Raw genomic sequence first — 26,694 nt, 5'->3', positions numbered from 1 at the left:
AATCCGGGCAAGCGTGAAGGGGAGGGAGGTGATGGAGATGGAACCGACCGTCGCCGAGCTGCTGGAACGGTTCGGCCGCACCTATGCGGAGGAAGCCGGGATCACGCTGCGCGACAAGCCCTCGCCGCTCTACCGGCTGCTCGTCCTGACCGTGCTGTGCTCGGCGCGGATCAGCGCCGTCACCGCCACGGCGGCGGCCCGCGAGCTGTCGGCCGCCGGGCTGCGGACCCCGCGCGCGATGGCCGACGCCCGGCGCGGGACGCTCATCTCCGCCCTGGGCCGGGCCCACTACGTGCGCTACGACGAGAGCACCGCCACCGCGCTCGGGCGGGGGGCCGGGCTGCTGCTCGACCGCTGGCACGGCGACCTGCGGCGCCTGCGGGACGAGGCCGGGGGCGAGCCGGAGCGGATCGGCGAGCTGCTCCGGGAGTTCCCCCGGATCGGGCCGGTCGGCGCCGGGATCTTCCGGCGCGAGGCGCAGGCGGTCTGGCCGTCGCTGCGGCCGTACTTCGACGAGCGGGCGCTGGTGGAGGCCCGGGCACTGGGGCTGCCGGGCGAACCGGACGGGCTGGCGGCGCTGGTCGGCCCGGGGGAGCAGGCCCGGCTGGCGGCGGCGCTGACCCGGGCGAGCCTGGCGAATGTCGGGGCCGGGTGAGGGGTGGCGTCCAGAAGGCGGGTGCGGGGGTGGATGCGGGGGCGGGGCGGGGCGGGTGCGGGTGCGGGACCGGGCGCGGGGGGGTGGGCGCGGGGTCAGGCCATCCAGAAGAAGACCGCCGTCATCCGGCGCGCGGCCAGTTCGGTGCCGTAGTAGCCGGTGGCGCTGTGGATCAGGTTGGCGTGGTAGAGGAGCAACTGGTTGTAGCGGTTGGGGACGCGCACGTCCTCGGCGAAGTGGTCGGCGGGCACGTGCCGGGTGCCGAGCGCTTCGACCAGGTTGTTGTGCGGGGCGTTGACCAGGTTGCCGCCGAGACGGCCTCCGGGGAACTGCTGGCGGTAGAAGCTGGTGCCGGCGTCCTTGGGGGCGCCCGGGCTGAGGTAGAGGACGGCGGCGTAACGGCAGAGCGCGCGGGAGTCGGTGTGCGGGCGGGACTCCGACTCGCCGGCGCCGACGACCTGCACGCAGTTGTGGTTGAGCGTGCCGCCGCCCGGGGTGCTCTGCACCCAGAGCCGGGAGGCGCCGGTGGCCTTGCGGACCAGCGACTCGACCCGGGCCAGTTCCCCGGGCTCCAGGCCCGGCATGGTGCGGAGCCCGGGCCAGGTCTCGGGACGGTGCGGGTAGCCCTCGGTCCAGTCCTCACGGGCCAGACAACGCTCCCGGACGGCGTCCGGATCGGGCAGTACCTTGTCCAGGACCCAGTAGTCCCGGCCCCTGGTGGGTTTGCGGTACGGCAGGACCGGCAGGGCGGTGGGCCTGATGGGCTGTGAGGGCATGGGCCGACGATAGGCGCGGTGATCGTCAACCTTCTGCCGTGAGCAGGTCAACCTTTCGTCAAAGGCGCCCTGAACAGGGGTGATCGCCGGCGCTCCGGTGGGTGGCGGTGCTGCGGACGAGAACTCGAGTCCGCGTCCACCAGGCGTCCCGCCAGTTCGCCGGACGCGTTCTCACCAGCACCCGGCAGGCTCGTGACCTCCTCGACAACCCGGCCCTGCAGATCCACGAAGGGAAGGGCATGACCTGCGTCTTCGACCCGGCGAAAGCCAAGTGCCGTCTGGGCGGCGGCGATTACATCCGACGGACCCCGGACCTGACCGACTGCCAGCCTGGTTGTCAGAACATCGCCCGCACCGACCGTGACCTCACCGTCGGCCACAGTCAGATCGCCGAACTGGAGGAGCTCGTGGACGATCCGCGTGAGCCCGGGTCCCCGCAACGAGCGCGAGCGCCGCGAACTGGCCCGGCCCACCTCGATCGTCACCGAACACGACCTCACTCGGCAGGTGACGCCGTGACGCCCGCCGCCGACGTCGACCGGGCCGCAATCCAGGCCGCCGCCGACCGGCTGCTGCCGGGCACCCCGCTTCGCTCCACGGGCGAACTCACCGTCGTCCAGCTGGCCGCCGAGGCCGGGGACAGGCGCCGGCTGCTGACCCACAAGCACCGCGACCTGGCCGAGCACTTCCAGGCCCGGGCCCGGTTCCTCGCTGGCGACCCGCCACCGGTTGCGGCCCTCAAGAAGAAGATCAGTGAGCTGGAGGAAGCCAATGCCCAGCTCAGAGCAGTGGAAGCCGAGCAGCGGGAGCTGACGGACTTCTACGCGCATGTCATTAACGAGCTCTCCGTCGAGCTCGACCGCGTCACCGCCGAACGCGACCAGCTCCTCGGCAACGTCCGCTCCATCTCCCTCGTCCCGCGCCGGGGCCCGCTTCGAACGTCGCCAACTCGTTGAACGGCCGCAGACGACTGCGGCATGAATAGGGGTCGGCCACTTCGGCGGCGTGACCACCCTGTGGGACGTGGCCACGGGCCGCCGGGCCGGCGAGCGCATGGCCGGCCCGAAGGATGCGTCGCACAAGGCGACGGCGGTGGAGACCGGTGGCGGGGTGGCGGTGGCCGTCAGCATCCACGCCGGCCTGGTGCGGCTCCTGGACCCGGCCACCGGGCGGGTGAAGAGCCACTGGCTCACCCCCCTGCCCATCGACGAGAACATCGGCGGGATCGCCGCCACGGGCGGGGCTCACGCCGCCCGCCCGCCGCCCGCAGCCCGTCCCCGGCCGACGGACGCGCCGGGCGGGGCTCAGGCGGCCGGGAGCATGGCACGCCGGCCGGGCGCGGCGGGGGACTGCACGGTCATCCCGCCGTCGATCACCAGGAGTTGCCCGGTCAGGTAACGCGACTCGTCGGAGGCCAGGAACACCATCGCGTGGCCGATGTCCTCGGGGGAGCCCAGGTACGGCAGGGCGTTGCAGGCCAGGAGCGACTCGACGACCTCGGCGGGCAGGTTGTCCCGCAGGGCGGGCGTCATGACGGCCCCGGGGGCCACCGCGTTGCAGCGCACGCCCTGCGGGCCGTACTGCACGGCGATCGACTTGGTGAGGTTGACGACGGCGGCCTTCACGGCTCCGTAGGAGATCTGGACGACGTCGCCGACCAGGCCGGCCACCGAGGCGGTGTTGATGATCGACCCGCCGCCCGCCGCGATGAGGTGCGGCAGCGCGTGCCGGGTGCCGAGCAGGGTGCTGCGCATGTTGAGGGCGACGGCGCGGTCGAACTCGTCAAGGTCGAGCCGGAGCAGGTCGAGGTCCTTGCGGGGGTCGCTGCCGCCCACGTGGTTGCAGAGCACGTCCAGTCCGCCGAACTCACGCACGGCGGCCGCGACGGCGGCAGCCGTCGAGGCTTCGTCGGTGACGTCGACGGTCACCGGCAGGGCACGGCCGCCGGCCGCCTCCACCAGACGCGCGGTCTCCTCAGCGGCGGCCGGGTGGTGGTCGGCGACCACCACGGCGGCCCCCTCGCGGCTCATCAGCTCGGCCGCGGCGCGGCCGATCCCACTGCCGGCGCCGGTGATCAGCGCGGTCTTGTCCTTGAGTCGGTCCATGGTTCCACTCCTCGTCGAGCCGTTTGTCATCAATGATGACAAGAGTAAGTCATCTATGATGACTTCTTCGACGAGTGAAGGAGAACCCGGCGTGAGCGAGCCACCAACCCCTCGACCGCGCCGGTCCTCGGCCCTGACCAGACAGGCCATCCACGACGCGGCACGGGAGCTGTTCAACCGGGACGGCTTCGGCGCCGTGGGCATCCGCGCGGTCGCCGCGCGGGCCGGAGTGGACGCCGCACTGGTGATCCGGTACTTCGGATCAAAGGAGCGGCTCTTCGTCGAGGCGATGAGCGTCGACCTGCCGGCCGCCAGGATCCTCCAGGGCCCGCTGGACGGCATGGGCCGGGCACTGGTCGCCCACGTGGTGGACCTGTCCTCCTCGACCGCGGGCTCGCTGGCCGTCGCCTCCCTCGCCGCCCTGTTCCGGGCCTCCGACCGTGCCGAGGTCCAGCGCAGCCTGCGGACCACGATCGAGCGGGCCTTCGCCGATCCGCTGGCCCCCCGCCTGGCCGGCGAGGACGCCGGACTGCGCGCCCACCTGGTCGCCGCCCAGATCGGCGGGCTGCTCACCTCCCTGCACGTGGTGGAGGACGAGGTGCTCGTCTCCGCCGACCGGACGGCGCTGGTCGCGCACTACGGCGACGCCGTCCAGCAGCTCATCGACGGCTGAAAGTGATCGCGGCGCCGCGATCGAGTCGCTCACGGAAGGGCGGCGTCCGGCATCTTCGCCGGCCGCTGCCCGATCAACGTGGTCAGCGTGCCGCGTCCCGCAGAGCAGGATGTGACTTGAGGAGTACCGTTGTCCGGCCCTGACACCACCCGGACCCCGGGCACTGGGCGCTCGCCCGCCGCACCATCGACCATGTCCTGTGCCCGCGCCAGCAACCGCAGTTAGCCCTGGCTTTCCCCCTGTCGGCAGCCCGGGCTTCCAATGAACCAGACCAGCCTGCTCGACCAGATCCGAGCCGCCGGAGTTCCCGTCCAGGGAGGCAGAGCCTCAGCAATCCGCGAACTGGTCCTCCAAGCCCCCGCGCCCGTGATCGCCCGGGCCCTCGGCTACCACGACAGGACCACCACCCGTCTCGTCACCAGGGCCGGCGGAACCTGGAGCCGATACGTCCCAGGCGACCGCCTCCGGTCGCCATCCGGCTGGGCTCCCCACCAACTCACCGGCGGTTGAAGCTCAGATCACATCCTGGACCGGCTGCGGGTAACCGATCTCGGCGATGTCCTCGGCCAGGTCTGCGAGGGTGACCTCCGGGTTCAGCGATGACACGAGCTTCTGGCTCAGCGGTCGCAAGGCATATACATCGCGGACCGCTTCCAGGTCCGCAGGAACCTCGTAGTAGTCCTCGGCGAAGCGCTGGAATGCTTCCGGTGAGCGGTCTACCAGGAGCCCGAACAGGCCCGTCGTCCCGTCGGGGTCGGAACACCCGGCGGGGAAGCCGATCACGCCGTGCCGCCACCCATCATCCGTCGCCTCCCGCCAGAGGCAGGCCGTCACGACGGGGACGTCGTCCTCGTCGGTGAACGCCGGCTCCTCGACGAAGGGCTTGAAGACCTCCGGAACCTCGTCGATCACTCCCGGCCAGGGCTCGCCATCGTTGTCACAGGGACTCATCGGTGCTTCGTGGTCGAAGCCACGGATATAGGCGCCGGCCACCGAGAACACGATGGAGTACTCGTCCCCCGTCCCATTGCGCATCGACGCCATCTCCTCGCCGTCGGCCCAGGCGGCATTGAAGGAGTGGTACCGGTCTTCCCAGTCCGGGCTCAAGATCGCATCGAGCATCGCCAGCGAGCGGCACAGGTTCCGCAGGTCAGCGATGGAAGGGAGCCGGTGAGCTATGTCATAGACAGTCACGTACTCATACAACCGGATGCCTCTGACACCCAGGATCTCTCCCCCCATGGCCGTCACGCTCAGTAGCAGGGCCGGAGTGAGGTGGGTCAACTCGCGACGGTTGAATACGCGAGCCCACCAGTACCGAGGCCGGCGGTGTGCTGGTGTTGCGGTGCGGGGTACGGCATGGGGGGCTTGTTCTAGGACGCCCGGACGGCGAAGTTTCCCAGGGCGCCCTCCAGGCGGTCGTAGGCCTGCACCGCCGAGGGGCGCACCGCGGCGGCGATCGCGGCGTGCTCCTCGCCGGCCAGGGTGCGGCGGAACACCTCGGCGAACACCGCCCGGTCGACGGCGGCGAGCAGTGCGGCGGCGACCCGGCACTCGAAGCCGACGGGTATCTCGCGCACCGCCTTGGCCAGCGCCTCGGCGAGTGCCGTCTCGCCCTGCTCGTGCAGCTCGCGGAGCCGGGCGGCCAGGGCGGGGCTGTCGAAGACGGTGCGGGCGAAGGCCGGTCCGGCGAAGCCGAGCCTGGCGTCGTGCCTGTCGATCCCGGCGAGGCAGTCGCGGCGCAGTGCGGCCAGTGCGGACTCGCCCGGCGCGCGCCCGGCGACCGTCCCGGCGAGCCGGTCGACGAGCTCCTCGTAGAGGTCGAAGAAGAGGTCCTCCTTGCGCGGGAAGTGGTTGGTGACGGTCATCTTGGCGACGCCCGCGGCGGCCGCGACCTCGGCGATGGTGGTCCGGTCGAAGCCCTGCTCGATGAAGAGCCTGGTCGCGGTGCGCGAGATCGCCTCACGGGTGCGGCGTTTGTTGAGCTCGCGCAGGTTCGGCGTCGGGGGCGGAGTCGGGTTCGCGGTGGTCCCGGTGTCGGTCATGGCAGGAGCGTAGCGCAGTTCGATGGGTCGGGCACAGTAATTATGCTTGACCCAATCTATTGGTCCGTCCTAAGTTTCTCCGTGACCGCAGTTCCGTCACCCGATCACCCACCGCGGGAGGTATCCGTGTTCACCAGTCACTCCGGTGGCCTGCGCCTGCTCAGCGTGCACGCCCACCCCGACGACGAGTCCAGCAAGGGCGCGGCGACCCTTGCCCGGTACGCGGCCGAGGGCGTCGACGTCCTGGTCGCCACCTGTACCGGCGGCGAGCGCGGCTCGGTGCTCAACCCGGCCATGGACCGGCCCGAGGTCCGGGCCGACATCGCCCGGGTCCGGCGCGAGGAGATGGCGGCCGCCCGGGAGATCCTCGGTGTGCGCCAGCGGTTCCTCGGCTTCGTCGACTCCGGGATGCCAGGGCTGAACGAACCGCTCCCCGAGGGCTGTTTCGCCGCCCGGCCGGTGGAGGCCGCGGCGGAGCCGCTGGTCGCGCTGATCCGGGAGTTCCGCCCGCAGGTGGTGGTGACCTACGACGAGACGGGCGGCTACCCCCACCCTGATCACGTGATGACCCACCGGGTCACCGTGGCGGCCTTCGAGGCCGCCGCGGACCCGGAGCGCCATCCGGGGCTGGGCGAGCCCTGGCAGGTGTCCAAGCTCTACTACCACCAGGCGCTGTCCCGGGCCTGGTTCCTGGCCCTGCACGAGGCCATGACGGAACGGGGTGTCCCTTCGGGGATGGGGGAGCTGCTCGCCGGCTGGCCCGACACCCCGCCCGCCCTGGCCACCACCACCCGGGTGGCCTGCGCCGAGCAGTTCGCCGTACGGGACGCGGCGATGCTGGCGCACGCCAGCCAGGTCCAGCCGGGCGTGGCCTTCATGGCCCACCCGCGGGACATCGAGCGCGAGGTCTGGCCGACCGAGGACTACCACCTGGCCCGGACCTCGGTGTCAGGGGCCGGTGGGCCGACCGACGCCGATGGGCCGACGGAGGCCGGTGGGGCCGAGACCGACCTGTTCGCCGGGCTCCGGGCGGAGGTGGGGGCGGGATGACCATCACGGCAGGCATCACGGCAGGGGTGGCGGCACGGGTTCTCGCCGTGCTGCTCGGCGCCGTCTCGGCTGCCGTCCGTTCAGCACTGGCCGTCGGCGAGTACGTAGTAGCCGGGGCCGGTCTGCTTCAGGGTGTGGGTGACGAAGGTGTTCCAGAGCCCCATGCTCTGGCCGGACCCGAGCGCGTAGGTCAGGCCGCCGCTCCGGGTGGCGCGGCCGGCCAGGACCTGGTCGTAGTTGCCGGCGGTGAAGCACTGGGGCGTACCGCCGCCCTGGGTGGTCGCCGTCACCGCGGCCGACCGGGAGCCGACGGCACCCGACGCGTCGACCGCCGCCACGGTGTAGCCGTAGGCGGTGCCGGCGGCGAGTCCGGTGTCGGTGAAGGCCGTGCCGGTCGGGCTGCCGACCTGGGCGCCGTCGCGGAGGACCTGGTACGAGGCCGCGCCGCTGACGGCCTGCCAACCGAGGCTGATCGAGCCCGGGGTGGTCGCGGTCGCGGTCAGTCCGGTCGGAGCCGGCAGCCCGGGATCGGTGGGGCCGGAGCCGCCGTCCAGTCCCCAGAACCGGGCGGTGTGGTAGCTGGAGCAGACGGTGTCGAGAAAGTAGGCGCCGGTCACCCCGCACTGGTCGGCTCCGGAGCCCGGGTGGACGGCCAGGCCGTGGCCCATCCCGCTGATCGTGAACACGGTCACGACCGGCTGTCCGGCCGCGTCGGCGTAGAACTCCTGCGTGGTGCCCCCGGGAAGACTCCGGGTGCCGGTCGGCTGACGCCCGATGCCCTGGACGTTCGTCCACTGGTCGCGCAGCTCGGTCGCGTTCACCGGCCTGACCACGGTGTCGGCACTGCCCTGCCAGATCGCGACCTTGGGCCACGGCCCGGTGTAACCCGGGTACGCGGACCGGACCTTGGCGCCCCACTGCGCCGGGGTGAGCCCCTGGTCGGAGTTCTGGCAGCTGGAGGCGGCGGCCTGGGTGGTGGCGCAGTGGGCGGGCAGGCCGGAGTCGATCGCCCCGCCGGCGAACACGTCGGGGTAGTCGGCCAGCAGGTCGGCGGCCATCCCGCCACCGGCGGAGAGCCCGGTGACGAACACCCGGCGGGCGTCCGAGCCGTACAGGGACTCGGCCTTGGTCACCATCTCGACCACCGACTCGGCCTCGCCGACGCCCCTGGAGGCCTTGTTCGTGTCGAACCAACTGAAGCAGGAGAGGCTGTTGTTGGCGCTGCTGGTCTGCGGGAACACCACCGCGAAGCCGTACTGGTCGGCGAACTTGGTCCAGCCGGAGTTGCGGTAGTAGTCGGTGGCGCTCTGGACGCAGCCGTGCAGTGCGACCACCAGGGGAGCGCCGCTGGGCAGTCCGGCGGGGGTGTACGTGTACATCGCGAGGTTGCCCGGATTGGTGCCGAACCCGGTGACCTGGCGGAAGCTCCCGGTCGTGGGGTCGGCGGCGACGGCGGCAACGTTCGTCGGTGTGGACGCGGACGCCGAGGTCGCCGTGGGGGAGGCGGCGGCCGAGCCGGGTGCGGCGGTGGCGGTGCCGACCGCGAGGGCGGCGGCCGTGAGCAGCGCCGCGACGGCGGGGCGCAGTGGCATGGGGACTCCTGGGTGGGGGAGGAGTGGGGGCCGTTCCCGTGCAGCGTGGCCCGCCCGGTGCCGCGCGGCCATGTGGTGGTCATCCGAGGTCCGCCGCCCCGGCATGGCGCGGGCCGCCATACGTCCTGAGCCGTCCTGCCGCCCCGCCCGGTGGCCTGACCGGTGGCCCGACCGGTCGTCGCACCGTGCACCGGATACGGGCGGGCCCCGGCCGCGGTGGCGACCGGGGCCCGCCCGGGGACTCCTGAGGTGGTTCAGAGGGCCGCGAGCACTCCGCAGAGGGCGATGAAGCCGCAGATCCCGAAGTTGACCAGCTTGTGCGACAGGAAGATCGCGGCGAACTCGCGGATGATGGCGCTCGGCCAGTAGTAACGGGCGGTGGGCGAGCCGAAGACGTGTCCGTTGACACCGGTCTCCCGGGCGAGCAGTGCGGCCCGGAAGGCGTGGAAGTTGTTGGTGACCACGACGCATCGGTAGCCCGGCTTGGTCTGTTCCATGATGGCCTTGCTGAAGAGGAGGTTCTCCTCGGTCGTGCGCGAGCGGTCCTCCCGCTCGATGTGCTCCGTCGGGAAGCCGCGTTCGACCAGGTAGTCGGCCATCGCGTGGGACTCCGGCAGCTTCTCGTCCGGCCCCTGGCCGCCCGAGGTGATCAGTACCGGCGGGTTGCCGCGTGCGGCCTGCCGCTCGTACACCTCGCGGCCCCGGTTCAGCCGGCTGGCCAGCAGCGGCGGAACGCGCTCGCCGCCGATGAGTCCGGAGCCGAGCACGACCACGAAGTCCACGTCCCGGCGCGGCCGGTGGCGGCCGTACAGGAAGGCGTAGCCGACGAAACAGGTGAACAGGAAGGAGACGTAGCCGACGACCAGGACCGCGGTGCCCGCCAGGGCGGCCAACTGCCTTGACTGGAAGGCGATGGCGGCGACCAGCAGTGCGATGACCCCGAGGATGCCCAGCCCGGCGAGCAGCGACAGCAGGTTGGCGGGCCGCCTGCCCTCCTTGCGGATCATGGTCAGGCCGTTGGCGAGCAGGAACCAGACCAGGGCCGCCGTGCCGACAGCGGGGAGGAGGACGATGACCGCCGCCACGATCATGACCACCATGCTGGGTGCCTTGCGGAGTTCGGCGAGCAGGGCGAGGGAGAGGAGGGAGACGGCGATGCCGAGCAGGACGGCGTTGCTGAACTGGCGGCGGTCGCGCAGTACCCCGACTCCGAACAACAGGAAGAACAGGGCGGCTGGGGCATAGGCGATCATGGGTCGTATGGTAGGCCTTCCTCGGTCTGGACCATTCGTACGAATGGAGCAGCCGCTCTCGGGGCCCGGCGCCGCTCAGGCGGCACTCCGACGGAACTCAGGCGAAGCGTTCGAGCGCGGCCAGGACTGCGTCGCCCATCCGCGGGCTCCCGGTGTGCCCGGACTCGTCGATGACCGTCAGGCGGGCGTCCGGCCAGGCCTTGGCCAGCTGCCAGGCGGTGTGGACCGGTCCGCCGAGGTCCAGTCGGCCGTGGATCAGCTCACCGGGGATGCCGGCCAGCCGCCCGGCGTCGCGCAGCAGCTGACCGTCCGGCAGGAAGGCCCGGTGCGAGAAGTAGTGTGCGGTGATCCGGGTGAAGGTCATCAGCGCCTCGGAGGGGCGGTCGGTGTACGCGTTGGGCTTGCCCAGCGTCTCGTGCGAGATGACCGCGTCCTCCCAGGTGGCCCAGGCCTGGGCGGCGGCGTACCTGACCGAGTCGTCGGCGCTGTTGAGCAGCCGGCTGTAGGCGGCGAGCAGTTCGAAGGTGTCCCCGTCCCGGTCGGCGGCCGGGAGGAAGTCCCGGAACTCCTCCCAGGGCCCGGGCAGGAAGCGGCCCACGCCCCGGTAGAGCCAGTCGGTCTCCTCGGGCCGGGTCATGGTGACCCCGCAGATCACGATCTCGGAGACCCGTTCCGGGTGGGCCTGTGCGTACGCGAGGATCAGCGTGGATCCCCACGAGCCGCCGTACAGCAGCCACTTGTCGATGCCGAGGTGCTCGCGCAGCCGCTCCATGTCCGCGATCAGGTGCGCGGTCGTGTTGTGCTCCAGGCCGGTCGACGGGTCGGCGGCCGGCGGGCGGCTGAGCCCGCAGCCGCGCTGGTCGAACTGGACGAGGTGGTAGCGCGCCGGGTCGAAGTACCGCCGGGAGGCCGGGTTGTGGCCGGAGCCGGGCCCGCCGTGCACCACCACGGCCGGCTTGCCCGCCGGGTTGCCGGAGGCGTTCCAGTGGATCAGCTGCCCGTCGCCGACGTCCAACAGGCCCTGTGCGTAGGGTTCGTAGAGGGGGTACGGCTCGGGCATCGGTGACTCCTCCGTGGTCGTACGGGCAGGGCCCGGTGAGCCTACCCCGCGGCCGGGGCCGGGGGTTCGGCCCGCAGGCGGCAGCGGCCGGAGCCCTCCCGCGGGCCGGGCGGCCGGCGCCGGGGAGTCCGGTCAGCGCCGCTCGGGCGGCAGCAGGGCCGCGAGGCCGTCGAGGATCCGGTGCACGCCGAACTCGAAACGGGCGTCCATGTCCGGTTCGGTGAGGTCGTCGGCCAGGTCGACGAGGTTGGGGAAGGTCTCGACGGGCAGGGCACGGAACAGGTCTCCGGCGGCGTCGGCGATGTCCCGGCGGCTGGTGCCGAGCACCTCGGAGGCCGAGATCGGCGACTGCTCCTGGAGCACGAAGCCCTGGACGAAGGCGCCCAGCAGGTAGCTGGCCATGGCGGCGTCGGCATCGGAGAAGCCGGCCGCGCGGAGCCGGTCCAGCTGATCCTCCATCAGCCCGAGCAGGTTGGGCCCGGGGGCGAGGCGGCCGGCGACGACCTTGGCGGCGTCCCGGTTGTCGAGCAGCAGTCGGCGGTAGCGCAGGCAGTACGCGTGGAACTGCTCGCGCCAGCCGCCCTCGCGCGGCGGGGGCTCGGCGGAGCCCATCACCGCGTCGGTGAGCAGGTCGAGCAGCTCCTGCTTGTTGCGGACGTGCCAGTACAGCGAGGCCGCCTTGACGCCGACCTCGGCGGCGACCTTGCGCATGGACAGTCCGGCGAGGCCGTCCCGTTCCAGTACCCGCAGTGCGGCCTGGGCGAGGGCCTCCCTGGTCAGGGCGGGTGTCGCGTCGTCGTTCCCGGGCGTGCCGGTGTGGTTCTGCGGCATGGCTGTGCGGACGCCTCCGGCGGTGTGGGGGGATTCTCGCTTGGTTTCCGCTTGCAATCTAACACCGTTAGGTGCACTCTGGCTGCCGCACGGCCCCTAACGGTGTTAGGGGCTCACGACCGGGAGGGAAACCATGGGCGAATCGAACGCCCGCCGCCGACGGCTCGCGCTGCTCACGCTCTGCATCGCCATGTTCATGTCCATGCTGGACAACGTCATCGTCAACAACGCCCTCCCCCGCATCGGCCAGGAGCTGGACGCCGGAATCAGCGGCCTGCAATGGGTCGCCGAGGGCTACAGCCTGGTCTACGCCGCCTTCGTGCTGACCGGCGGCGCGCTCGGCGACCGGTACGGCCGCACCCGGGTGTTCCGCCTCGGGCTCGCCCTGTTCACGGTCGGCTCCACGGTGGCCGCGCTCGCCGGGACGATCGGCGTGCTGGTCGGTGCCCGGATGCTCCAGGGCGTCGGTGCGGCGCTGCTCACTCCGGGCAGCCTCGCCCTGCTGCGGCACGTCTTCACCGACGAGGGCGAGCGGGCCAAGGCCATCGCCACCTGGTCCGGGGTCTCCGCGCTCGGCCTCTCGATCGGCCCCGTGGTCGGCGGTCCGATGGTCGAACACCTCGGCTGGGCCAGCGTGTTCTGGATCAACGTGCCGATCGGTGCCGCCGGACTGCTGCTCGCGTTCCGGGTGCTCCCGGACATCCCGCCGCGCGCCCGCCGGATCGACCTCGGCGGCCTCGCCCTGTCCGCCCCCGGACTGGGCCTGCTGGTCTACGCGCTGGTCGAAGGCCCGTCCCGGGGCTGGACCGACCCCCGGGTGCTCGGCTGCGGCGCCGCGGCCGGCGTGCTGCTGCTCGCCTTCGTGATGCTCGAACTGCGCCTGGCCGAGCCGATGCTGGAGCTTCGGCTGTTTCGCGACGGGATGCTGGGCGGCGCACTGCTCAGCGGGTTCATGGTCAGCTTCGGGATGTTCGGCGCGCTGTTCTTCCTGCCGCTGATGATGCAGGGCACCCTCGGCTGGTCCCCGGCCGCCGCGGGCTACGCCGGACTGCCGATGACCGCGATGCTGGTGGTCGCCGCGCCGCTCTCCGGCCGGCTGACCGCCCGCCACGGTCCCAGGCTGCCGCTGGTGCTCGGCCTCCTCCTCTGCGCTGCCGGCCTCGGCGGGCTGTCGCTGTACGGCGACCACGCCCGCTACCCCGAGTACCTCTGGACGCTGTTCGCGATGGGCCTCGGCATGGGGCTGACGTTCACGCCGGTGTCGATCGGGGTGATGCAGCGGGTCTCCCCGACCCGGACCGGGATGGCCTCGGCGGCCGTCAACACCCTGCGCGAACTCGGAGGTGTGCTCGGGATCGCCGTACTGGGCGCCGTCCTGACCGGCCGGCTGACCGACTCCCTGACAGCCGCCCTGCACCGGCTCGGCGTACCGCCGGACGCGGTCGGCCCGATCGCGGACGCGCCCACCGGGGCGGCGCACGGTGGCGCGGCCACGGCACTCCCGGGACCGCTCCAGGCGGCGGTGGACGGCGCCTTCGTCGACGGCATCCACCTCGCGGTGCGCTGCGGGGCGGTCGCGCTCGCGGGCACCGCCGGCCTGGTCGCCGTCCTGCTCGGCCGGGCCCGTCCGGTCGCCCCGTCGGAGGTCGCACGCCCGGTCGCCCCGCAGCAGGCCGTCCGTCGGTGACCGGCGGAGCCGGCCGGGGCCCGCTCCGCCTGACCGACCGTTCGACCGATCACCGGACCGATCGCCAGGCCGGTCATCGGACTGACCATCGGATCGGCCGTCGGATCGGCCGTCGGGCCGTCGCCGCACCGGTGGCCCGTGCCGCACGCTCACCGGTGGCTCGTCAGTGGATGCCCTCGACCGCCGCCTGCGCCGCACGGGCCAGTTCGCGCCGGGCACCGGCCCGGGTGGGCTGCGGGGCCGGCGGCGGGATCGGCGGCAGGAAGGTCACGTCGGCGACCAGCCCGCGCGCCGCGACCACCCTGGCGAGCGAGGTGAGCAGCCCGTCGTCCCCGATGAAGGCGGGGACGCTGGTCGGCCGCCCGTCCGCCAGCCGGTAGCGGATGGTCACCGGCTGGACGTCGGCTTCCGCCTCCACCGCGGCCTGGAACAGTGCGGGCCGGAAGCGGCCGCTCTCCCGCCCGCACCAGGTCGACCCCTCCGGAAAGACGATCACCGGGTACCCGGCGCGCAGCACCCGGGCCACCGCCGCCACCGTGTCCGGCAGCGTCCGCAGCCGGTCGCGGTCCAGGAAGACGGTGCCGCCCCAGGCGACCAGCGGGCCGAGTACCGGCCACTGCCGGACCTCGGTCTTGGCCAGCGACCGGCCGGGACGGCCGACGGCGAGCAGCGGTATGTCCAGCCAGGACACGTGGTTGGCCACCACGAGCACCCCGCGGCCGCCCGCCCGGCCGTCCGCACCGTCGCCCGCCCGGCCGTCCATGCCGTCGCCGGGAGGCCCGGCGAGGTGGACGGTCACCCCGAGGGTGTGCAGCAGTACCCGCGCCCAGAGCCGGATCAGCCCGTTCCTGGAGCGGTACGGGAACAGCCGGACCGGAAGGCTGAGCGCCAGGCCGGCCAGCACCACCACCAGGCAGGCCGTCAGCCGCAGCGCCCGCCGGGGGTGGGAGACCTCCGGCGCGGCCTCGGCCAGGCAGACCTCGGGCCGGCAGGTCGCCGTGGGCAGCCAGACACTCATGACGAGGCGCCCGTGGCGGGTACGCCGGACAGGAAGTGCCGCAGGTAGCGCGGGTCGGTGCGCTCCAGCGACAGCAGCACGTACAGGTCGGCGCAGTCGAAGTCCGGGTCGTGGGCGGGTTCGCCGCAGACCCAGGCGCCCAGTCGCAGGTAGCCGCGGAGCAGGGCCGGCAGCGCGCCCCGCTCGGCGCGCGGCACCCCGGTGGCGTCCCAGCGGTTGCGCGGGGTGACCCGGAACTCCGCCGGCGCGAGGTGCTTGGCGCTGACGGAGTCCCAGACCCGCGCCGCGGTCGCGCCGCCGTCCTCCAGCCCGATCGAGCAGCAGCCGCCGACCCAGGTGTTGCCGGTGTCGGCGAGGTAGCGCGCGATGCCGCCCCACATCAGGTTGATGACGGCGCCGTTGCCGCGGTGGTCCGGGTGGATGCAGGAGCGTCCGAGCTCGACCAGGCCGGGGCGGACCGGGGCCAGCGCGGAGAGGTCGAACTCGCCGTCGGAGTACAGCCGGCCGGCCCGGCGGGCGGCCTCGGGCCGCAGCAGCCGGTAGGTGCCGATCACGGCGCCGTGCTCGCCCTCGCGGACCAGCAGGTGGTCGCAGTACTCGTCGAAGGGGTCGACGTCCAGGCCGGCGACCGGGCTGTGCAGCACGGCGCCCATCTCGGCGCCGAAGACCTGGTGGCGCAGCCGCTGGGCGGCACGCACGTCGTCCTCGTCGCGGGCGAGGGAGACGGTGTAGGCGGCCGGGGCGACGGGCCGGGGGCGAGGCGCGGGGACCGCCGGGATGTCGTGGGTGGGGGCGACTGCGGACGGAGCGTACGTGGGGACGGTGGTCATGGCGGACCCTCCAGGGCAGCACGATCGGCGGTGCCGTGGATCACCAGGGCACCGTCCCGGTTCGCAGGCGGTTGGGAATGGACGCGAACCGGTCCCCGTATGTCTCTCCGAGTCGGTTGGCATTCATGTTGCGGCCCGGGGGAGCGCAGATGTGCACCTGTTGAATGGGACCACCCGTGGTCCGCCGGTCATCTGCCGGGCATCAGGCGCTCGTGTGCCGGGGGTGGACAAGACGCATCGAGAGGGCGTACGGGCTGCGCCGCACGCCCCCGGGCCGTCACGGTCGGGGCGGCCCACTCATGGGAGCGGCCCACTCATGGGGATGACCGACTCATGGGGATGGCCGACTCGTCGGGACGCGCGGCTCAGAAGGCCCGCCAGCCCTCCGGGTCGACCCCGCCGGGGACGGCGCCGGCCGGGCCGTACGGCTCACGGGTGTAGACGAAGGAGCCGACGTCGAGGTGGCTGACCGTGCCGTCGGGGTGGCGGACCACTCGCAGGGTCTCGCCCTCGTAGTAGTTCTCCGTACCGGTCCAGGTGCCGTCCGGCTCGGGACGGAAGCGCGAGCCCCGGCCCGCACCGGTGAGCGGGGTGAACTCCAGGACCCGTCCGGGCCGCAGCCGCAGGGCGGTCGGCGCGGCGCCCCAGTACCAGGGGCCGGTGAGCTCCAGCAGCTCCGGGTCCGCCTCGGCCGCCGGGCGCCACGGTTCGGGCAGCCGGGGCTCGTGCTCGGCGGTGAGCGCGATCAACTGGACGGCCAGCGTCGCGGCGCTGGCGCCGCTGGTGACGTTGGAGAGCGCGTACGCGGCCAGGCCGTCGGCCTCGCTGATCCACAGGCCCGCCGTGAAGCCGGGCATCGAGCCGGTGTGCCCGTACAGCAACCGGCCCTCGTGGCGGCGCAGTTGCAGACCGAGTCCGTAGCCGGTGGTCCACTCGGCGTCGTCCGGGGCGACGGCCGGGCGGCGCATCTCGGCGATGGTGTCGGCGGACAGCACCTTGTCGTCGCCGGCCGCCAGGAAGGCCGCCCAGCGGGCCAGGTCGGCGACGGTGGACCAGAGTTGGCCGGCCGGGCCCATCAGACCGGTGTCGGTGAGCGGCTCGGGCAGCAGCACGTCGGCCCACGGGTGGACGGCGAAGCCCCCGGCGTGCGGGTGCTCGGGCAGCAGCGTGGTGCGGTCCATGCCGAGCGGGGCCAGCACCTCGCGGCGCAGCGCCTCGCCCCAGGGCTCGCCGCGCAGCTTCGCCACCAGCGCGCCGAGCAGCGCGTAGCCGGGGTTGGAGTAGTGGTGCACCCGCCCGGCCGGATGCACCGGCGGCTGCCCGGCCTCCAGGAGGTCGTCGAGGGCGGGCCGCAGGGTGCCCTCGGTCCGCTCCCACCAGGGCGCCGGGGTCTCGGCGGCCAGACCGGCGGAGTGCGAGAGCAGTTGGGCGACGGTCGCGTCGTCGGCCGGGGTGCCGGGCAGGTGGCGGGAGAGCGGGTCGGCGAGGTCCAGCAAGCCCTCGTCGCGCAGCCGCAGCACCAGCACCGCGACGAAGGTCTTGGTGAGCGAACCGATCCGGTACTGGACGTCCGGGGTCGGCGCGTGCCCGTCGACCATGCTGCGGGCGCCGCTCCACACCGGCTGGCCGTCGCGCAGCACCCCGGCGGCCATCGAGGGCGTGCGGCCCTCGGCCTGGGCGACGGCGAGCCGGTGCAGCAGGGCTCGGCGGGTGGCGGGCAGCAGCTCGTTGGGAAGGTCGGTCATGTGGGCTTGCGGACTCGTCGACATGTCTACGGACAGTAGCCCAGTCCGGCCCCGGGCCCGAGTGAATAACCGGGCCCCGGAATCGACCCGACACCCGGCCCCGGAGCCGACCCGACACCCGGCTCCGGGGCCGACCGGACACCCGGGTCCGGGCGGGGCGGAACGCTCAGCCCGCCAGCGGCGGCAGCTCCGGCCGCTCCAGCCACGCCTCGAAGAGCGGGCCGAGCGGGGTCGTGGCGTACCGGGCGGCGTGCGCGCGCAGGTCGGCGGTGGCGACCACCCCGTGCCGGTTGGCGCTCGTCCAGTCCCGCAGCATCGCGAAGAACGCGTCGTCACCGAGCGCCCGCCGCAGCGCGTGCACCACGAGCCCGCCACGCTGGTACAGCCGGTCGTCGAACATCAGCTTCCGGCCCGGGTCGCCGAGCCGCAGGTCCTGCGGCAGCCCGGCCAGCAGCCGGTGCGCGGCGGCGGCGTGCACGGCGGCGCCCGGGCCGCCGGAGTGCTCGGACCAGAGCCACTCCGCGTACTTGGCGAAGCCCTCGTTGAGCCAGATGTGCCGCCAGTCGGCGATCGTGACGCTGTTGCCGAACCACTGGTGGGCCAGCTCGTGCGCGATCAGCCGCTCGCGCTCCCAGCCGCCGCCGAGGTGGTTGGTGCCGAAGGTGGCGACGCCCTGCGCCTCCACCGGGACGTCCAGCTCCTCGTCCGCGACCACCACCGCGTACTCGCCGAACGGGTAGGGGCCGAAGACCTCGCCGAAGTACGCCGCCATCTCCGGCTGCCGGGCGAAGTCCCGGGCGAACGCGGCGGCCAGCGGCTCCGGCACGTACCCGGTCTGCGGCACGGCCGGGCGCACCGCCAGCGGCACCGGCCGGTAGTGCCCGATCGACACCGTCACCAGGTACGTCGGGGTCGGCGCGCTCTGCTCGTACACCCAGGTGGTGCTGGACGCCCTGGTGGTGCGGGTCAGCAGCCGGCCGCTCGCGACCACGGTGAACGGGGACGGCGTGGTGACCGCCAGCTGGTAGGTCGCCTTGTCGGCGGGCCGGTCGTTGCACGGGAACCAGGACGGCGCGCCGACCGGCTGGCTCGCCACCAGCGCGCCCTCGGTCAGCTCCTCCCAGCCCAGACCGCCCCACGGGCTGCGCACCGGGCGCGGGTTGCCGGTGTAGTGCACCTCGACGGTGAACGCCGCGCCCGGCGCCAGCGCCCTGGCCGGGCGGATCCGCAGCTTGCCGCCGCGGTGGGTGTAGCGGGCGGCCCGGCCGTCGACCAGCACCCGCCCGATCCGGAACTCGGCCAGGTCGAGCGCGAACTCCGCCAGCGCCGCGTCCGCCACCGCGCTCAGCCGGGCCGAGCCGGCCAGCCGGTTGGGCCCGGGCCGGTAGTCCAGCGCCAGCTCGTAGCGGTGGACCCGGTAGCGGTGGTCGCCGCTGTCCGGGAAGTACGGGTCAGGGGCGCCGGCGGTCACGGGGGCGTGCTTGGACTTCACGGGGACGTGCACTTCCTGCGGGCCGGGACGGGGGGTCGGGGAGGTGGTCACGACGTGGTCTGCCACGCCTCGATCGGGTTGCCCAGCCACCGCGTGTCGTCGGGGACGGACTCGGCGCGCATCACCAGCGAGGCCGGGCCCAGCGTGCTGCGCGCGCCCACCGTGCTGCCGGGCAGCACGATGCCGCCCGGGCCCAGGGTGGCGCCCTCGCGGAGGACCACAGTATCCATCCGCATGATCCGGTCGTGGAAGAGGTGCGTCTGCACCACACAGCCCCGGTTGATGGTGACCCCGTCGCCGAGGGTGACCAGGTCGGCCTCCGGCAGCCAGTAGCTCTCGCACCAGACCCCGTGCCCGACGTGCGCGCCGAGCGAGCGCAGCCACAGGTTCAGCACCGGGGTGCCGGGCACCGCGCCGACCAGCCACGGCACCGCCAGCATCTCCACGAAGGTGTCCGCCAGCTCGTTGCGCCACACGAAGCCGCTCCACAGCGGGTGCTCCACCGCCCGGAACCGGCCGACCAGCAGCCACTTCGCCGCCACCGAGACCAGGCAGGCCACGGCGCCGGCCGCCAGCAGCACCAGGCCGGACAGCAGGGCGGCGGTCAGCGGCGAACCGGCCGCCAGCCAGGACATCGCCGCCACGGTCAGCAGGCCCAGCGCCGCCGAGGCCAGCACCGGCACCAGCCGGCCCACCTCGACCAGCCCGCGCGCCCACAACAGCCGGGCCGGCGGCTCGTAGGTCAGGCTCTGGTCGGCCTGGTCCGCCGAACGCGGCAGCCGCATCGGCGGCATGCCCAGGTACGAGCCGCCCTTCTTCGCCTTCGCCGGCGTCGCCGACAGCACACCCACCAGGCCGCGCTTGGGCACCGAGCGGCCCGGCGCGGTCATCCCCGAGTTCCCCAGGAACGCCCGCTCGCCGACCTTCGCCTCACCGAGCCGCACCCAGCCGCCGCCCAGTTCGTACGGGGCCATCAGGGTGTCGTCGGCCAGGAACGCGCCGTCGCCGACCGTGGTCAGGCTGGGCAGCGCCAGCACCGTGGACACCTCCGCGCCCCGGCCGACCCGCATCCCGAGGGCGCGCAGCCACAGCGGGGTGACCAGTCCGGCGTAGAGCGGGAACAGCACCTCGCGGGCCCGGTCCATCAGCTGGGTGACGGTCCACGCCTGCCAGCCCACCCGGCCGTGCAGCGGGTGGGTGCCGGGCACCAGGCCGACGCTCAGCAGCCGCACCAGCACCACCAGCTGCGCCGCGTACACCGCACCGAACGCCAGCGTCGCCGGCAGCAGGCCGAGCAGCGCGCCGCCGAGCGCCGGGCCGAGGGCTGCGCCCTGGTCGACGAACCGGGACAGCACGGCGAGCGCGGCGAGCGCGGGCGGCACCGGGAGCAGGCCGAGGATGCCGCCGCTGGCGCCGTACAGCGCGGCCCAGCGGGCCTGGCGCTCCGGGCGCTCCTTGGGCCAGACGCGCTCGGCACGGCCCAGCTTGACGGCGGGGGCGCCGCCCCAGCGCTGGCCGGTCGGCACCTGGCCGACGACGCTGGAGCCGGCCGCCACCTGGGCGCGCTTGCCGACCCGGGCGCCGGGCAGCAGCGTCGAGCGGGTGCCGACCACGGCACCGGAGCCGATCTTGACCTGGCCGATCAGCAGCCGGTCGCCGTCCAGCCAGTAGCCGCACAGGTCCACCTCGGCCTCGACCGCGCAGCCGCGGCCCAGCTTCAGCATCCCGGTGACCGGCGGCAGCGAGTGCAGGTCCACGTCGGGCGCGACCTTGGCGCCCAGCGCCCGGGCGTAGCGCACCAGCCAGGCGCCGGACAGCGAGTCCGCGCCGCTCAGCTCGGCGAGCCGCTCGGCGGTCCACAGCCGCAGGTGGACGGAGCCGCCGCGCGGGTGGCTGCCCGGGCGCAGGCCGCGCAGCAGCAGCCGGGCGCCGCCGGCCGCGATCGCCAGCCGGCCCGCCGGGGTGTACAGGGCGAGCGCGCCCGCGGCGACCCACCACCAGGACGCGGTGGGCGCCCACGGGTAGTCGCCGAGGTGGGTGAGCAGGTTCCCGGCGGCCAGCAGGGCGACCGTCCAGCGCAGGCCGACCACGGTGAACAGCGGGATCAGCAGGAGCAGCTGGAGCAGCTTGGCCCTGGTCGGCACCAGGGCGATCGTCCTGGCCTCGGTGCTCTCGCCGGCGCCGCGCTCCAGGTGCCGGGCGAGCTTGCGCAGCGTCGGGTGCTGGTAGATGTCCAGCACGGCCGCGCTCGGGTAGCGGGTGCGCAGCAGGGTGGTCAGCCGGGCGGCGGCGAGGCTGCCGCCGCCGATCGCGAAGAAGTCGTCGCGCGGGCCGCTGACCCGGACGCCGAGGATCTCCGCCCACTGCTCGGCCAGCCACGCCTCGGTACCGTACAGCTGCTCGCTCGGGCCCGCGGTCTCCAGCTCGGGCAGCGGCCAGGGCAGCGCGTTGCGGTCGACCTTGCCCGAGGTCCTGGTGGGCAGGGTCTCGACGGTCGCCAGCAGCGGGACGAGGGCGGCGGGCAGCTCGGCGCGCAGCCGCTCGACGGCCTGCTCGCGGTCGAAGCCGTCCTGGACCACCAGGTAGCCGACCAGCAGCTGGTTGCCGCCGCGGGCGGTCCGCACGGCGGCCGCCGCGCCCGCCACGCCGGGCAGCGCCTGGAGGGCCGCGTCGACCTCGCCGAGTTCGATCCGGCGGCCGCCCAGCTTGATCTGCTCGTCGGTGCGGCCGAGGAACAGCAGGCCGGCCGCGTCCGCCTGGACCAGGTCGCCGCTGCGGTAGGCGCGCTCCCAGCCCATCGAGGGCAGCGGCGCGTACTTCTCGGCGTCCTTCTCCGAGTCGAGGTAGCGGGCCAGGCCCACCCCGCCGATCACCAGCTGGCCGGTGCCGCCGGGGGCGACCGGCTCGCCGGCCTCGTCCACCACGACGAGGTCCCAGCCGTCCAGCGGCAGGCCGATCCGCACCGGGCCCTCGCCGGTCAGCAGGGCCGCGCAGGCGACCACGGTGGCCTCGGTGGGGCCGTAGGTGTTCCACACCTCGCGGCCCTCGGTGACCAGGCGCTGCACCAGCTCGGGCGGGCAGGCCTCGCCGCCGAAGATCAGCAGCCGCACCTCGTTGAGCGCCTCGGCCGGCCACAGCGCGGCCAGGGTCGGGACGGTGGAGACCACGGTGATCTCCTGCTCGGCCAGCCACGGGCCGAGGTCGGCGCCGCTGCGCACCTGGGAGCGCGGCACCGGCACCAGGCAGGCGCCGTGCCGCCAGGCCAGCCACATCTCCTCGCAGGAGGCGTCGAACGCCACCGAGAGGCCGGCCATCACCCGGTCACCGGGGCCGATCGGCTCCTCCTGGAGGAAGAGCGCGGCCTCGGCGTCCACGAAGGCGGCGGCGTTGTGGTGGGTGACGGCCACGCCCTTGGGCTTGCCGGTCGACCCGGAGGTGAAGATGATCCAGGCGTCGTCGGCCGGGGTGGGGCGGCGCTCCAGGGCGGGCGCGCGCTCCGCGGCGGCCGTCAGGCCGCGCTCGGCGCCGAGCACGGCGGCGACGGCGGCCTCGCCGAAGACCAGTTCGGCGCGCTCGTCGGGGTCCTCGGCGTCGACCGGGACATAGGCGGCGCCGGCGGCCAGCACGGCGAGGATCGAGACGTACAGGTCGTTGGTGCCGGAGGGCACGCGCACGCCGACCCGGTCGCCGGGGCCGATCCCCGCGGTGGACAGGCGGCGGCGCAGCTGCTCGACCTCGGCGGCCAGCGCGCGGTAGCTGAGCACGGTGTGGCCGTCGTCCAGGGCGGGCTCGTCGGGGTGGGCGGCCACGGTGGCGTCCAGCACGTCGACCAGGGTGCGCGGGGCGGCGGCCGGGCGGCCGGGGAACACGGCGCGGGCCGGGCCCGGCCGGGCGGGCTCTGCCGGTGCGGGCTCGGGCCGCGCGGCCTTCGTCAGCTCGACCTGCGCGGGCTCCTGCGCCGGCTCCCGCGGGGGCGTGGCCGGTGGCGGTGCGGCGGCCGGATGTGGCGTGGCGTACTGCTCCGGGTGGCTCGGTTCAGCTGTCATGGCAGCCGTGCGCTCCTCGTCCTCGCCCCGTTCCGACCGATGCCCGGCCCCTGGGGCGGTGGGAACACCGCCTGATCGGGTGACCCCACTCCGGGGCCGGAGCGGACAACCCGACCGATGGTAGCCCCGCAGTGGCGGCCCGGAAGGAGCGGAAGCACCGCCCAACTGGCGCCGGAACGGCCGAATCTGACGTCACGTCAGGCAATAACTGGGGCCGGTTGCCATGGATGTGACGGGGCATCAGTCGAATTGACGGACCGTCAGGTCGAATTTCCGACCGTGATCCACACCACATGAATACTGCTCCCTCCGGGTGGCGAGCCGGGCCTTCCCGGGTGTTCGCGGGGATTCCCGGGCCGGTCCGGCCGGTCCCGGCCCGGCCCGCCACGGCGTCCGGCGGTCAGCCGAACAGGTGCAGGTGCTCGCCGAGGAACGCCTCCAGCGTACGTGGAGCGCGCCCGGTGAGGCGGTGGAAGGCGTCGTCCGGCGCCTCCTCGCGGACCACCGCGAGCTGCTGGATCTCCACCACGTGGGCGGCCAGCCAGTGCGGCATCCCGGCCCGGCCGACCAGGTGGGCGTGCAGCTCGGACGGGCTCAGGTCGAGGTAGCGGACCGGCCGGCCGAGCAGCTCGCCCAGCAGGGCGGTGAGCTCCGGGTGGCTGTAGGCCCGCCCGCCGGTGAGCGGATAGGTGCCACCGGCCGGCCCGGGGCGGGTGAGGACCTCGGCCGCGGCGTCCCCGATGTCCCGGGCGTCCACGTAGTTGCAGCGGGCCTGCCCCATCGCGCCGTGCATCACCCCGGCGGCGATGCCGGGCGCCAGGAGCAGCAGCTTCTGCATGAAGGCGTACGGTCGCAGGACGGTGGTGGTGACGCCGGAGGACCGCAGGCGCTGCTCGATCAGGTGGTGGCCGCGGGAGACGGCGACGGGGGAGTCGGGCTCGGCGGCGGGCGCGGAGATCTTGACGATGTGCTCCACGCCGCAGTCGAGGGCCGCCTCGATCGCGTTCAGCTCGTACTGGACCTGGTGCGGGCCGTTGGCCATGGTCAGGAGGAGTTGCCGCGCGCCTCGGAAGGCCTCGCGGAGGGAGGCTGGGTCGGCGGCGTCGGCCGCGTGGGGCGTGGTGCCGGCGAGGGTGCGCTCGTCGAGGGTGGCGGCCAGTCGGGCGGGGTCGCGGCCGAGGGCGCGGCTGGGCACGCCGAGGGCGGTGAGGCTGCGCAGGGTGGCGCCGCCGGTGGCGCCGGTCGCGCCCATGATGACGATCATGAGGTCTGCCTTTCGGGCTGGGGTGTGGTGGGGAGTCGGTGCTGAGCCGCGGGGGCCGGGCGGCTGCCGCGCCAGCGCCAGGTGGTGATGGTGGCGGCGATCGCGGAGGAGAGCGCCAGGTCGAGCGGCAGCCGGGGAGGCCACGGGCTGTCGGCGAGGGCAGGGATCTGCGGCAGCCAGCGGGTGGCGGCGAGTCCGGCGGCCAGGCCCAGTGCGGCGGCGGCCAGGCCGAGCACGGCGGCCGCGAGGGCGCGCGGGGTGCGGACGGGTCGGGTCCGGGGCGGGCGGCGGCGCAGGCTGGCGCCGAGCGCGGCGGCCACCAGGGCGGAGGTGCCGCCGATGGTGGTGAGTGCCGCGGTCACCAGGTGCGGCTGCCGGGTGATCGCTCCGCCGAGGCCCGCCGTCACGGCCGGCATGGCGTAGGCGACCAGCACCTCGCGCCACAGGACGAACGGCGGGGGTGCGCCGGGGGCCTTCTTGCTCATGGGGTTCTCTCCTGCGGTATCTGGTTAGGAACCTAAGTATTTGTGCTTAGGTGCCTAACTATTAGGCTGAAAGGGAGGCGGGCTGCTCGGGCAGCCCGCCTGGGTGCGGATCAGTCCTCGGTGAGCGCGTCCATGCCCGCGACCACCCGGGCCAGCAGGTCCAGGAAGGTGGCGCGCTCCTCGGTGGAGAGCCCTCCGACCAGTGCCTGCATCCGGGTGAAGTGCTCGGGTGCCAGTTCGCGCAGCTTGTCGGCGCCGCGGGCGGTGAGCAGCACCACGTTGCCGCGGCCGTCCTCGGTCGACGGCCGGCGGGCCACCAGACCCTCCCGCTCCAGGCCGTCGACCAGGCCGGTCACGGTCGCCCGGGAGACGCCGAGGCTCGCCGCGAGCTGGGAGGGCGACTTCTCGCCGCCGTGGTCCTCCAGGTCCGCCAGCAGCCGGTACCGGCCGGTGGAGAGGCCGAAGCGGCCGAAGTGCACCTCGCCGGCCTGGCCGATCCGGGCGCCCGCCGCCATCAGCCGGGCCGCGACCAGGATCGCCTGCGGGTCGGCCGTGAGGCCGTAGCGGGCGATCTGGCGGCGGGCCTGGTCGAGGCTGGGGGCGATAGGACCGGTCTCGGGGGGCTGGGGCACGAGAAGTAATATGGCCCCTAATCAAATCTCCGGTCAAGTCGGTTCGCCGAGCCGGTTCGCCACGCGGGTTCGTGAGGCCGGTTCGTCAGGCTGGTTCGTCGTTCCTGGTTCGTCGTTCCTGGTTCGTCGCGCGCAGGGGCGTCCGGCCCGCTCGTCATGCCGGGTCGGGGGCACCTGTCCGCGCGGCCCGGGGAGCGATCCGGGGCGGTGTCCAGTCGGCGTGCCGCAGGACGGTCCGGACCATCGCGCCGGGCGGGGTGAGCCGGATCGCGGCGTTGCGCAGGCCGACCGCCAGCGGGTGGGCGAGCTGCTGGCCCATCCAGCCGGCCCTGCGTGCGTCGCGGGCCACGGTCTGGCTGCGCGGGCGGCGGACCGCGTCGTAGCGGGCGAGCGCACCCTCGACCGTCCGCGCCTCGGCGAGCATCGCCGCCAGTGTCACCGCGTCCTCCAGGGCCTGGCAGGCGCCCTGGCCGAGGTGGGGCGTCATGGCGTGCGCCGCGTCGCCGAGCAGTGCGATCCGGCCGGAGGCGTAGGACGGCAGCGGGGTGGCCAGCTCGTTGACGTCGTGGTGCAGCACCGCCCCCGGCCGGGTCGCGGCCAGCAGTGAGGGGATCGGCTCGTGCCAGCGCGCGAAGCGGCGGCGGACCTCGGCCAGCGGGTCCCGGTAGCGGACCCCGGCCGGGGCGTTCAGGACCGCGTGCCACTCGGCGGTGCCGTCCGGGAAGGCGATGTGGCCGAACTCGGTGCCGTGGCCCCAGGTGAGCTCGAAGTCGGCCTCCAGTCCGTCGACCGGGTGCGCGGTGATCGCCCGCAGCACCGTCGAGCCGCTGTAGGCCGGCCCGGGGTGGGCGGGGAAGAGCCGGCGCCGGATGCGGCTGTTGATCCCGTCGGCGGCCACCAGGAGATCGGCCTCCAGGCGGCCGGGCTCCGGATGGCCGGGCTCCAGGCGGCCGGCCTTCAAAGGCGCGGCCTTCGGACGGTCGGCCGCCGGATGGCCGGTCTCCCGGGCGGCGGCTTCGTAGCCGACGCCGACCCGGAAGGGTCGGCTGGTGTCCACCTCCGTCGCCTCGGCGCCGATGACGAGGGACTCGGCCGGCAGTGCCTCGCGCAGGACACGGTGCAGGGCCGCGCGGGGGATGCCGACGATCGGGGCGCCCAGCTCGCGCTCCAGTGCCGCCCCGTCCATCGCGGCGAGCCGGCGGCCGTCGGGCGTGCTGGTCCCGCCGGTGTACTGGCGGCGCGTGGCCCTCTCGACCGCCTCGCCGACCCCCAGGGCGGCGAGTGCCCGCATCCCGTTGGCGGCCAGCGAGATGCCGGCGACGGCATCGTCCAGGGTGGCCGCCCGTTCGATCACGGTCACGTTTTACCCCGCCAGCCGGAGCCCGATCGCGGCCGCCAGCCCGCCGATCCCGCCACCGACCACCACCGCGCTGTTGCTGCTCATGCCCGGCCCCC

General features: G+C 74.0%; 22 protein-coding genes and 1 pseudogene. 5 read left to right on the top strand and 18 right to left on the bottom strand.

The window, feature by feature from the left end; genetic code table 11:
- Window positions 1–31 precede the first annotated feature (31 nt).
- A complete protein-coding gene (locus ACIQOW_RS19640) occupies window positions 32–655 on the top strand; it encodes an endonuclease (RefSeq protein ID WP_401086572.1) in 624 nt (207 codons plus the stop codon).
- A 95-nt stretch (window positions 656–750) separates the two neighbouring features.
- Here ACIQOW_RS19640 and ACIQOW_RS19635 read toward each other — a convergent pair whose 3' ends face one another.
- Together ACIQOW_RS19635 and ACIQOW_RS19630 are read right to left on the bottom strand one after the other, a co-directional pair.
- Entirely contained in the window at window positions 751–1,431 is a 681-nt protein-coding gene (locus ACIQOW_RS19635) for a DUF6445 family protein (protein WP_401086570.1), read from the bottom strand.
- A 47-nt stretch (window positions 1,432–1,478) separates the two neighbouring features.
- Window positions 1,479–1,916 carry a hypothetical protein gene (locus ACIQOW_RS19630; RefSeq protein ID WP_401086567.1) on the bottom strand — a complete coding sequence of 146 codons (438 nt, stop codon included), beginning with the start codon at window positions 1,914–1,916 and terminating at the stop codon, window positions 1,479–1,481.
- Between the two features lie 30 nt (window positions 1,917–1,946).
- On the opposite strand from ACIQOW_RS19630, the gene ACIQOW_RS19625 reads away from it, so the two are divergent.
- Window positions 1,947–2,387: a hypothetical protein gene (locus tag ACIQOW_RS19625; protein WP_401086564.1), complete on the top strand. Its 441-nt coding sequence runs from the start codon at window positions 1,947–1,949 to the stop codon at window positions 2,385–2,387.
- A gap of 348 nt (window positions 2,388–2,735) precedes the next feature.
- Here ACIQOW_RS19625 and ACIQOW_RS19620 read toward each other — a convergent pair whose 3' ends face one another.
- Window positions 2,736–3,536 carry an SDR family NAD(P)-dependent oxidoreductase gene (locus ACIQOW_RS19620; protein ID WP_401086561.1) on the bottom strand — a complete coding sequence of 267 codons (801 nt, stop codon included), beginning with the start codon at window positions 3,534–3,536 and terminating at the stop codon, window positions 2,736–2,738.
- Between the two features lie 91 nt (window positions 3,537–3,627).
- On the opposite strand from ACIQOW_RS19620, the gene ACIQOW_RS19615 reads away from it, so the two are divergent.
- Window positions 3,628–4,209, top strand: coding sequence for a TetR family transcriptional regulator (locus tag ACIQOW_RS19615; RefSeq protein ID WP_401086558.1), 582 nt, complete (start codon window positions 3,628–3,630; stop codon window positions 4,207–4,209).
- A 513-nt stretch (window positions 4,210–4,722) separates the two neighbouring features.
- Here ACIQOW_RS19615 and ACIQOW_RS19610 read toward each other — a convergent pair.
- Together ACIQOW_RS19610 and ACIQOW_RS19605 are read right to left on the bottom strand one after the other, a co-directional pair.
- Window positions 4,723–5,451 (bottom strand): hypothetical protein, encoded by a 729-nt coding sequence (locus tag ACIQOW_RS19610; protein ID WP_401086776.1) that lies wholly within the window; start codon window positions 5,449–5,451, stop codon window positions 4,723–4,725.
- 131 nt (window positions 5,452–5,582) lie between these two features.
- Window positions 5,583–6,254: a TetR/AcrR family transcriptional regulator gene (locus tag ACIQOW_RS19605; protein WP_401086556.1), complete on the bottom strand. Its 672-nt coding sequence runs from the start codon at window positions 6,252–6,254 to the stop codon at window positions 5,583–5,585.
- Window positions 6,255–6,380: 126 nt separating this feature from the next.
- Between ACIQOW_RS19605 and mca the strand changes: the two genes are divergently transcribed.
- The gene (gene mca, locus ACIQOW_RS19600) at window positions 6,381–7,304 is read left to right on the top strand and encodes a mycothiol conjugate amidase Mca (RefSeq protein WP_401086553.1); all 924 of its coding nucleotides are present in this window, start codon (window positions 6,381–6,383) and stop codon (window positions 7,302–7,304) included.
- 80 nt (window positions 7,305–7,384) lie between these two features.
- On the opposite strand, the gene ACIQOW_RS19595 is transcribed toward mca, so the two are convergent.
- The 4 genes from ACIQOW_RS19595 to ACIQOW_RS19580 form a co-directional block, all read right to left on the bottom strand.
- A complete protein-coding gene (locus tag ACIQOW_RS19595; RefSeq protein ID WP_401086550.1) occupies window positions 7,385–8,896 on the bottom strand; it encodes a PHB depolymerase family esterase in 1,512 nt (503 codons plus the stop codon).
- A gap of 254 nt (window positions 8,897–9,150) precedes the next feature.
- Window positions 9,151–10,149: a YdcF family protein gene (locus tag ACIQOW_RS19590; protein WP_401086547.1), complete on the bottom strand. Its 999-nt coding sequence runs from the start codon at window positions 10,147–10,149 to the stop codon at window positions 9,151–9,153.
- A 97-nt stretch (window positions 10,150–10,246) separates the two neighbouring features.
- Complete coding sequence (gene pip, locus ACIQOW_RS19585; RefSeq protein WP_401086544.1) at window positions 10,247–11,209, bottom strand: prolyl aminopeptidase; 963 nt, start codon at window positions 11,207–11,209, stop codon at window positions 10,247–10,249.
- A 132-nt stretch (window positions 11,210–11,341) separates the two neighbouring features.
- On the bottom strand, window positions 11,342–12,040 hold the full coding sequence (locus ACIQOW_RS19580) for a TetR/AcrR family transcriptional regulator (RefSeq protein ID WP_401086541.1): 699 nt from the start codon (window positions 12,038–12,040) through the stop codon (window positions 11,342–11,344).
- 133 nt (window positions 12,041–12,173) lie between these two features.
- On the opposite strand from ACIQOW_RS19580, the gene ACIQOW_RS19575 reads away from it, so the two are divergent.
- The gene (locus tag ACIQOW_RS19575) at window positions 12,174–13,727 is read left to right on the top strand and encodes an MFS transporter (protein ID WP_401086538.1); all 1,554 of its coding nucleotides are present in this window, start codon (window positions 12,174–12,176) and stop codon (window positions 13,725–13,727) included.
- Between the two features lie 163 nt (window positions 13,728–13,890).
- Here the strand turns inward: ACIQOW_RS19575 and ACIQOW_RS19570 are convergent, their stop codons facing one another.
- From ACIQOW_RS19570 to ACIQOW_RS19530, 9 genes and pseudogenes are all read right to left on the bottom strand, one after another.
- Window positions 13,891–14,745: a lysophospholipid acyltransferase family protein gene (locus ACIQOW_RS19570; protein ID WP_401086536.1), complete on the bottom strand. Its 855-nt coding sequence runs from the start codon at window positions 14,743–14,745 to the stop codon at window positions 13,891–13,893.
- The gene (locus ACIQOW_RS19565) at window positions 14,742–15,575 is read right to left on the bottom strand and encodes a GNAT family N-acetyltransferase (protein WP_401086533.1); all 834 of its coding nucleotides are present in this window, start codon (window positions 15,573–15,575) and stop codon (window positions 14,742–14,744) included. The genes ACIQOW_RS19570 and ACIQOW_RS19565 overlap by 4 nt, the downstream gene beginning before the upstream one ends.
- Before the next feature lie 365 nt (window positions 15,576–15,940).
- On the bottom strand, window positions 15,941–17,320 hold the full coding sequence (locus tag ACIQOW_RS19560) for a serine hydrolase domain-containing protein (protein WP_401086773.1): 1,380 nt from the start codon (window positions 17,318–17,320) through the stop codon (window positions 15,941–15,943).
- A gap of 166 nt (window positions 17,321–17,486) precedes the next feature.
- Window positions 17,487–18,812 (bottom strand): M1 family metallopeptidase, encoded by a 1,326-nt coding sequence (locus ACIQOW_RS19555; protein ID WP_401086530.1) that lies wholly within the window; start codon window positions 18,810–18,812, stop codon window positions 17,487–17,489.
- 47 nt (window positions 18,813–18,859) lie between these two features.
- Window positions 18,860–22,858, bottom strand: coding sequence for a Pls/PosA family non-ribosomal peptide synthetase (locus ACIQOW_RS19550; protein WP_401086526.1), 3,999 nt, complete (start codon window positions 22,856–22,858; stop codon window positions 18,860–18,862).
- A 400-nt stretch (window positions 22,859–23,258) separates the two neighbouring features.
- A complete protein-coding gene (locus ACIQOW_RS19545) occupies window positions 23,259–24,122 on the bottom strand; it encodes an NmrA family NAD(P)-binding protein (protein ID WP_401086523.1) in 864 nt (287 codons plus the stop codon).
- On the bottom strand, window positions 24,119–24,607 hold the full coding sequence (locus ACIQOW_RS19540; protein WP_401086520.1) for a hypothetical protein: 489 nt from the start codon (window positions 24,605–24,607) through the stop codon (window positions 24,119–24,121). Before ACIQOW_RS19540 ends, ACIQOW_RS19545 begins: the two co-directional genes overlap by 4 nt.
- A gap of 110 nt (window positions 24,608–24,717) precedes the next feature.
- Window positions 24,718–25,239 (bottom strand): MarR family winged helix-turn-helix transcriptional regulator, encoded by a 522-nt coding sequence (locus ACIQOW_RS19535; RefSeq protein WP_401086517.1) that lies wholly within the window; start codon window positions 25,237–25,239, stop codon window positions 24,718–24,720.
- A 154-nt stretch (window positions 25,240–25,393) separates the two neighbouring features.
- Window positions 25,394–26,683: pseudogene (locus ACIQOW_RS19530) on the bottom strand (FAD-dependent monooxygenase).
- Window positions 26,684–26,694: the final 11 nt, after the last annotated feature.

Origin of the sequence: Kitasatospora sp. NPDC091335 (assembly GCF_044757205.1) — a bacterium.
In the GTDB taxonomy this organism is placed as follows: Bacteria; Actinomycetota; Actinomycetes; order Streptomycetales; family Streptomycetaceae; genus Kitasatospora.
This window is presented reverse-complemented; position numbering and strand designations above follow the sequence as displayed.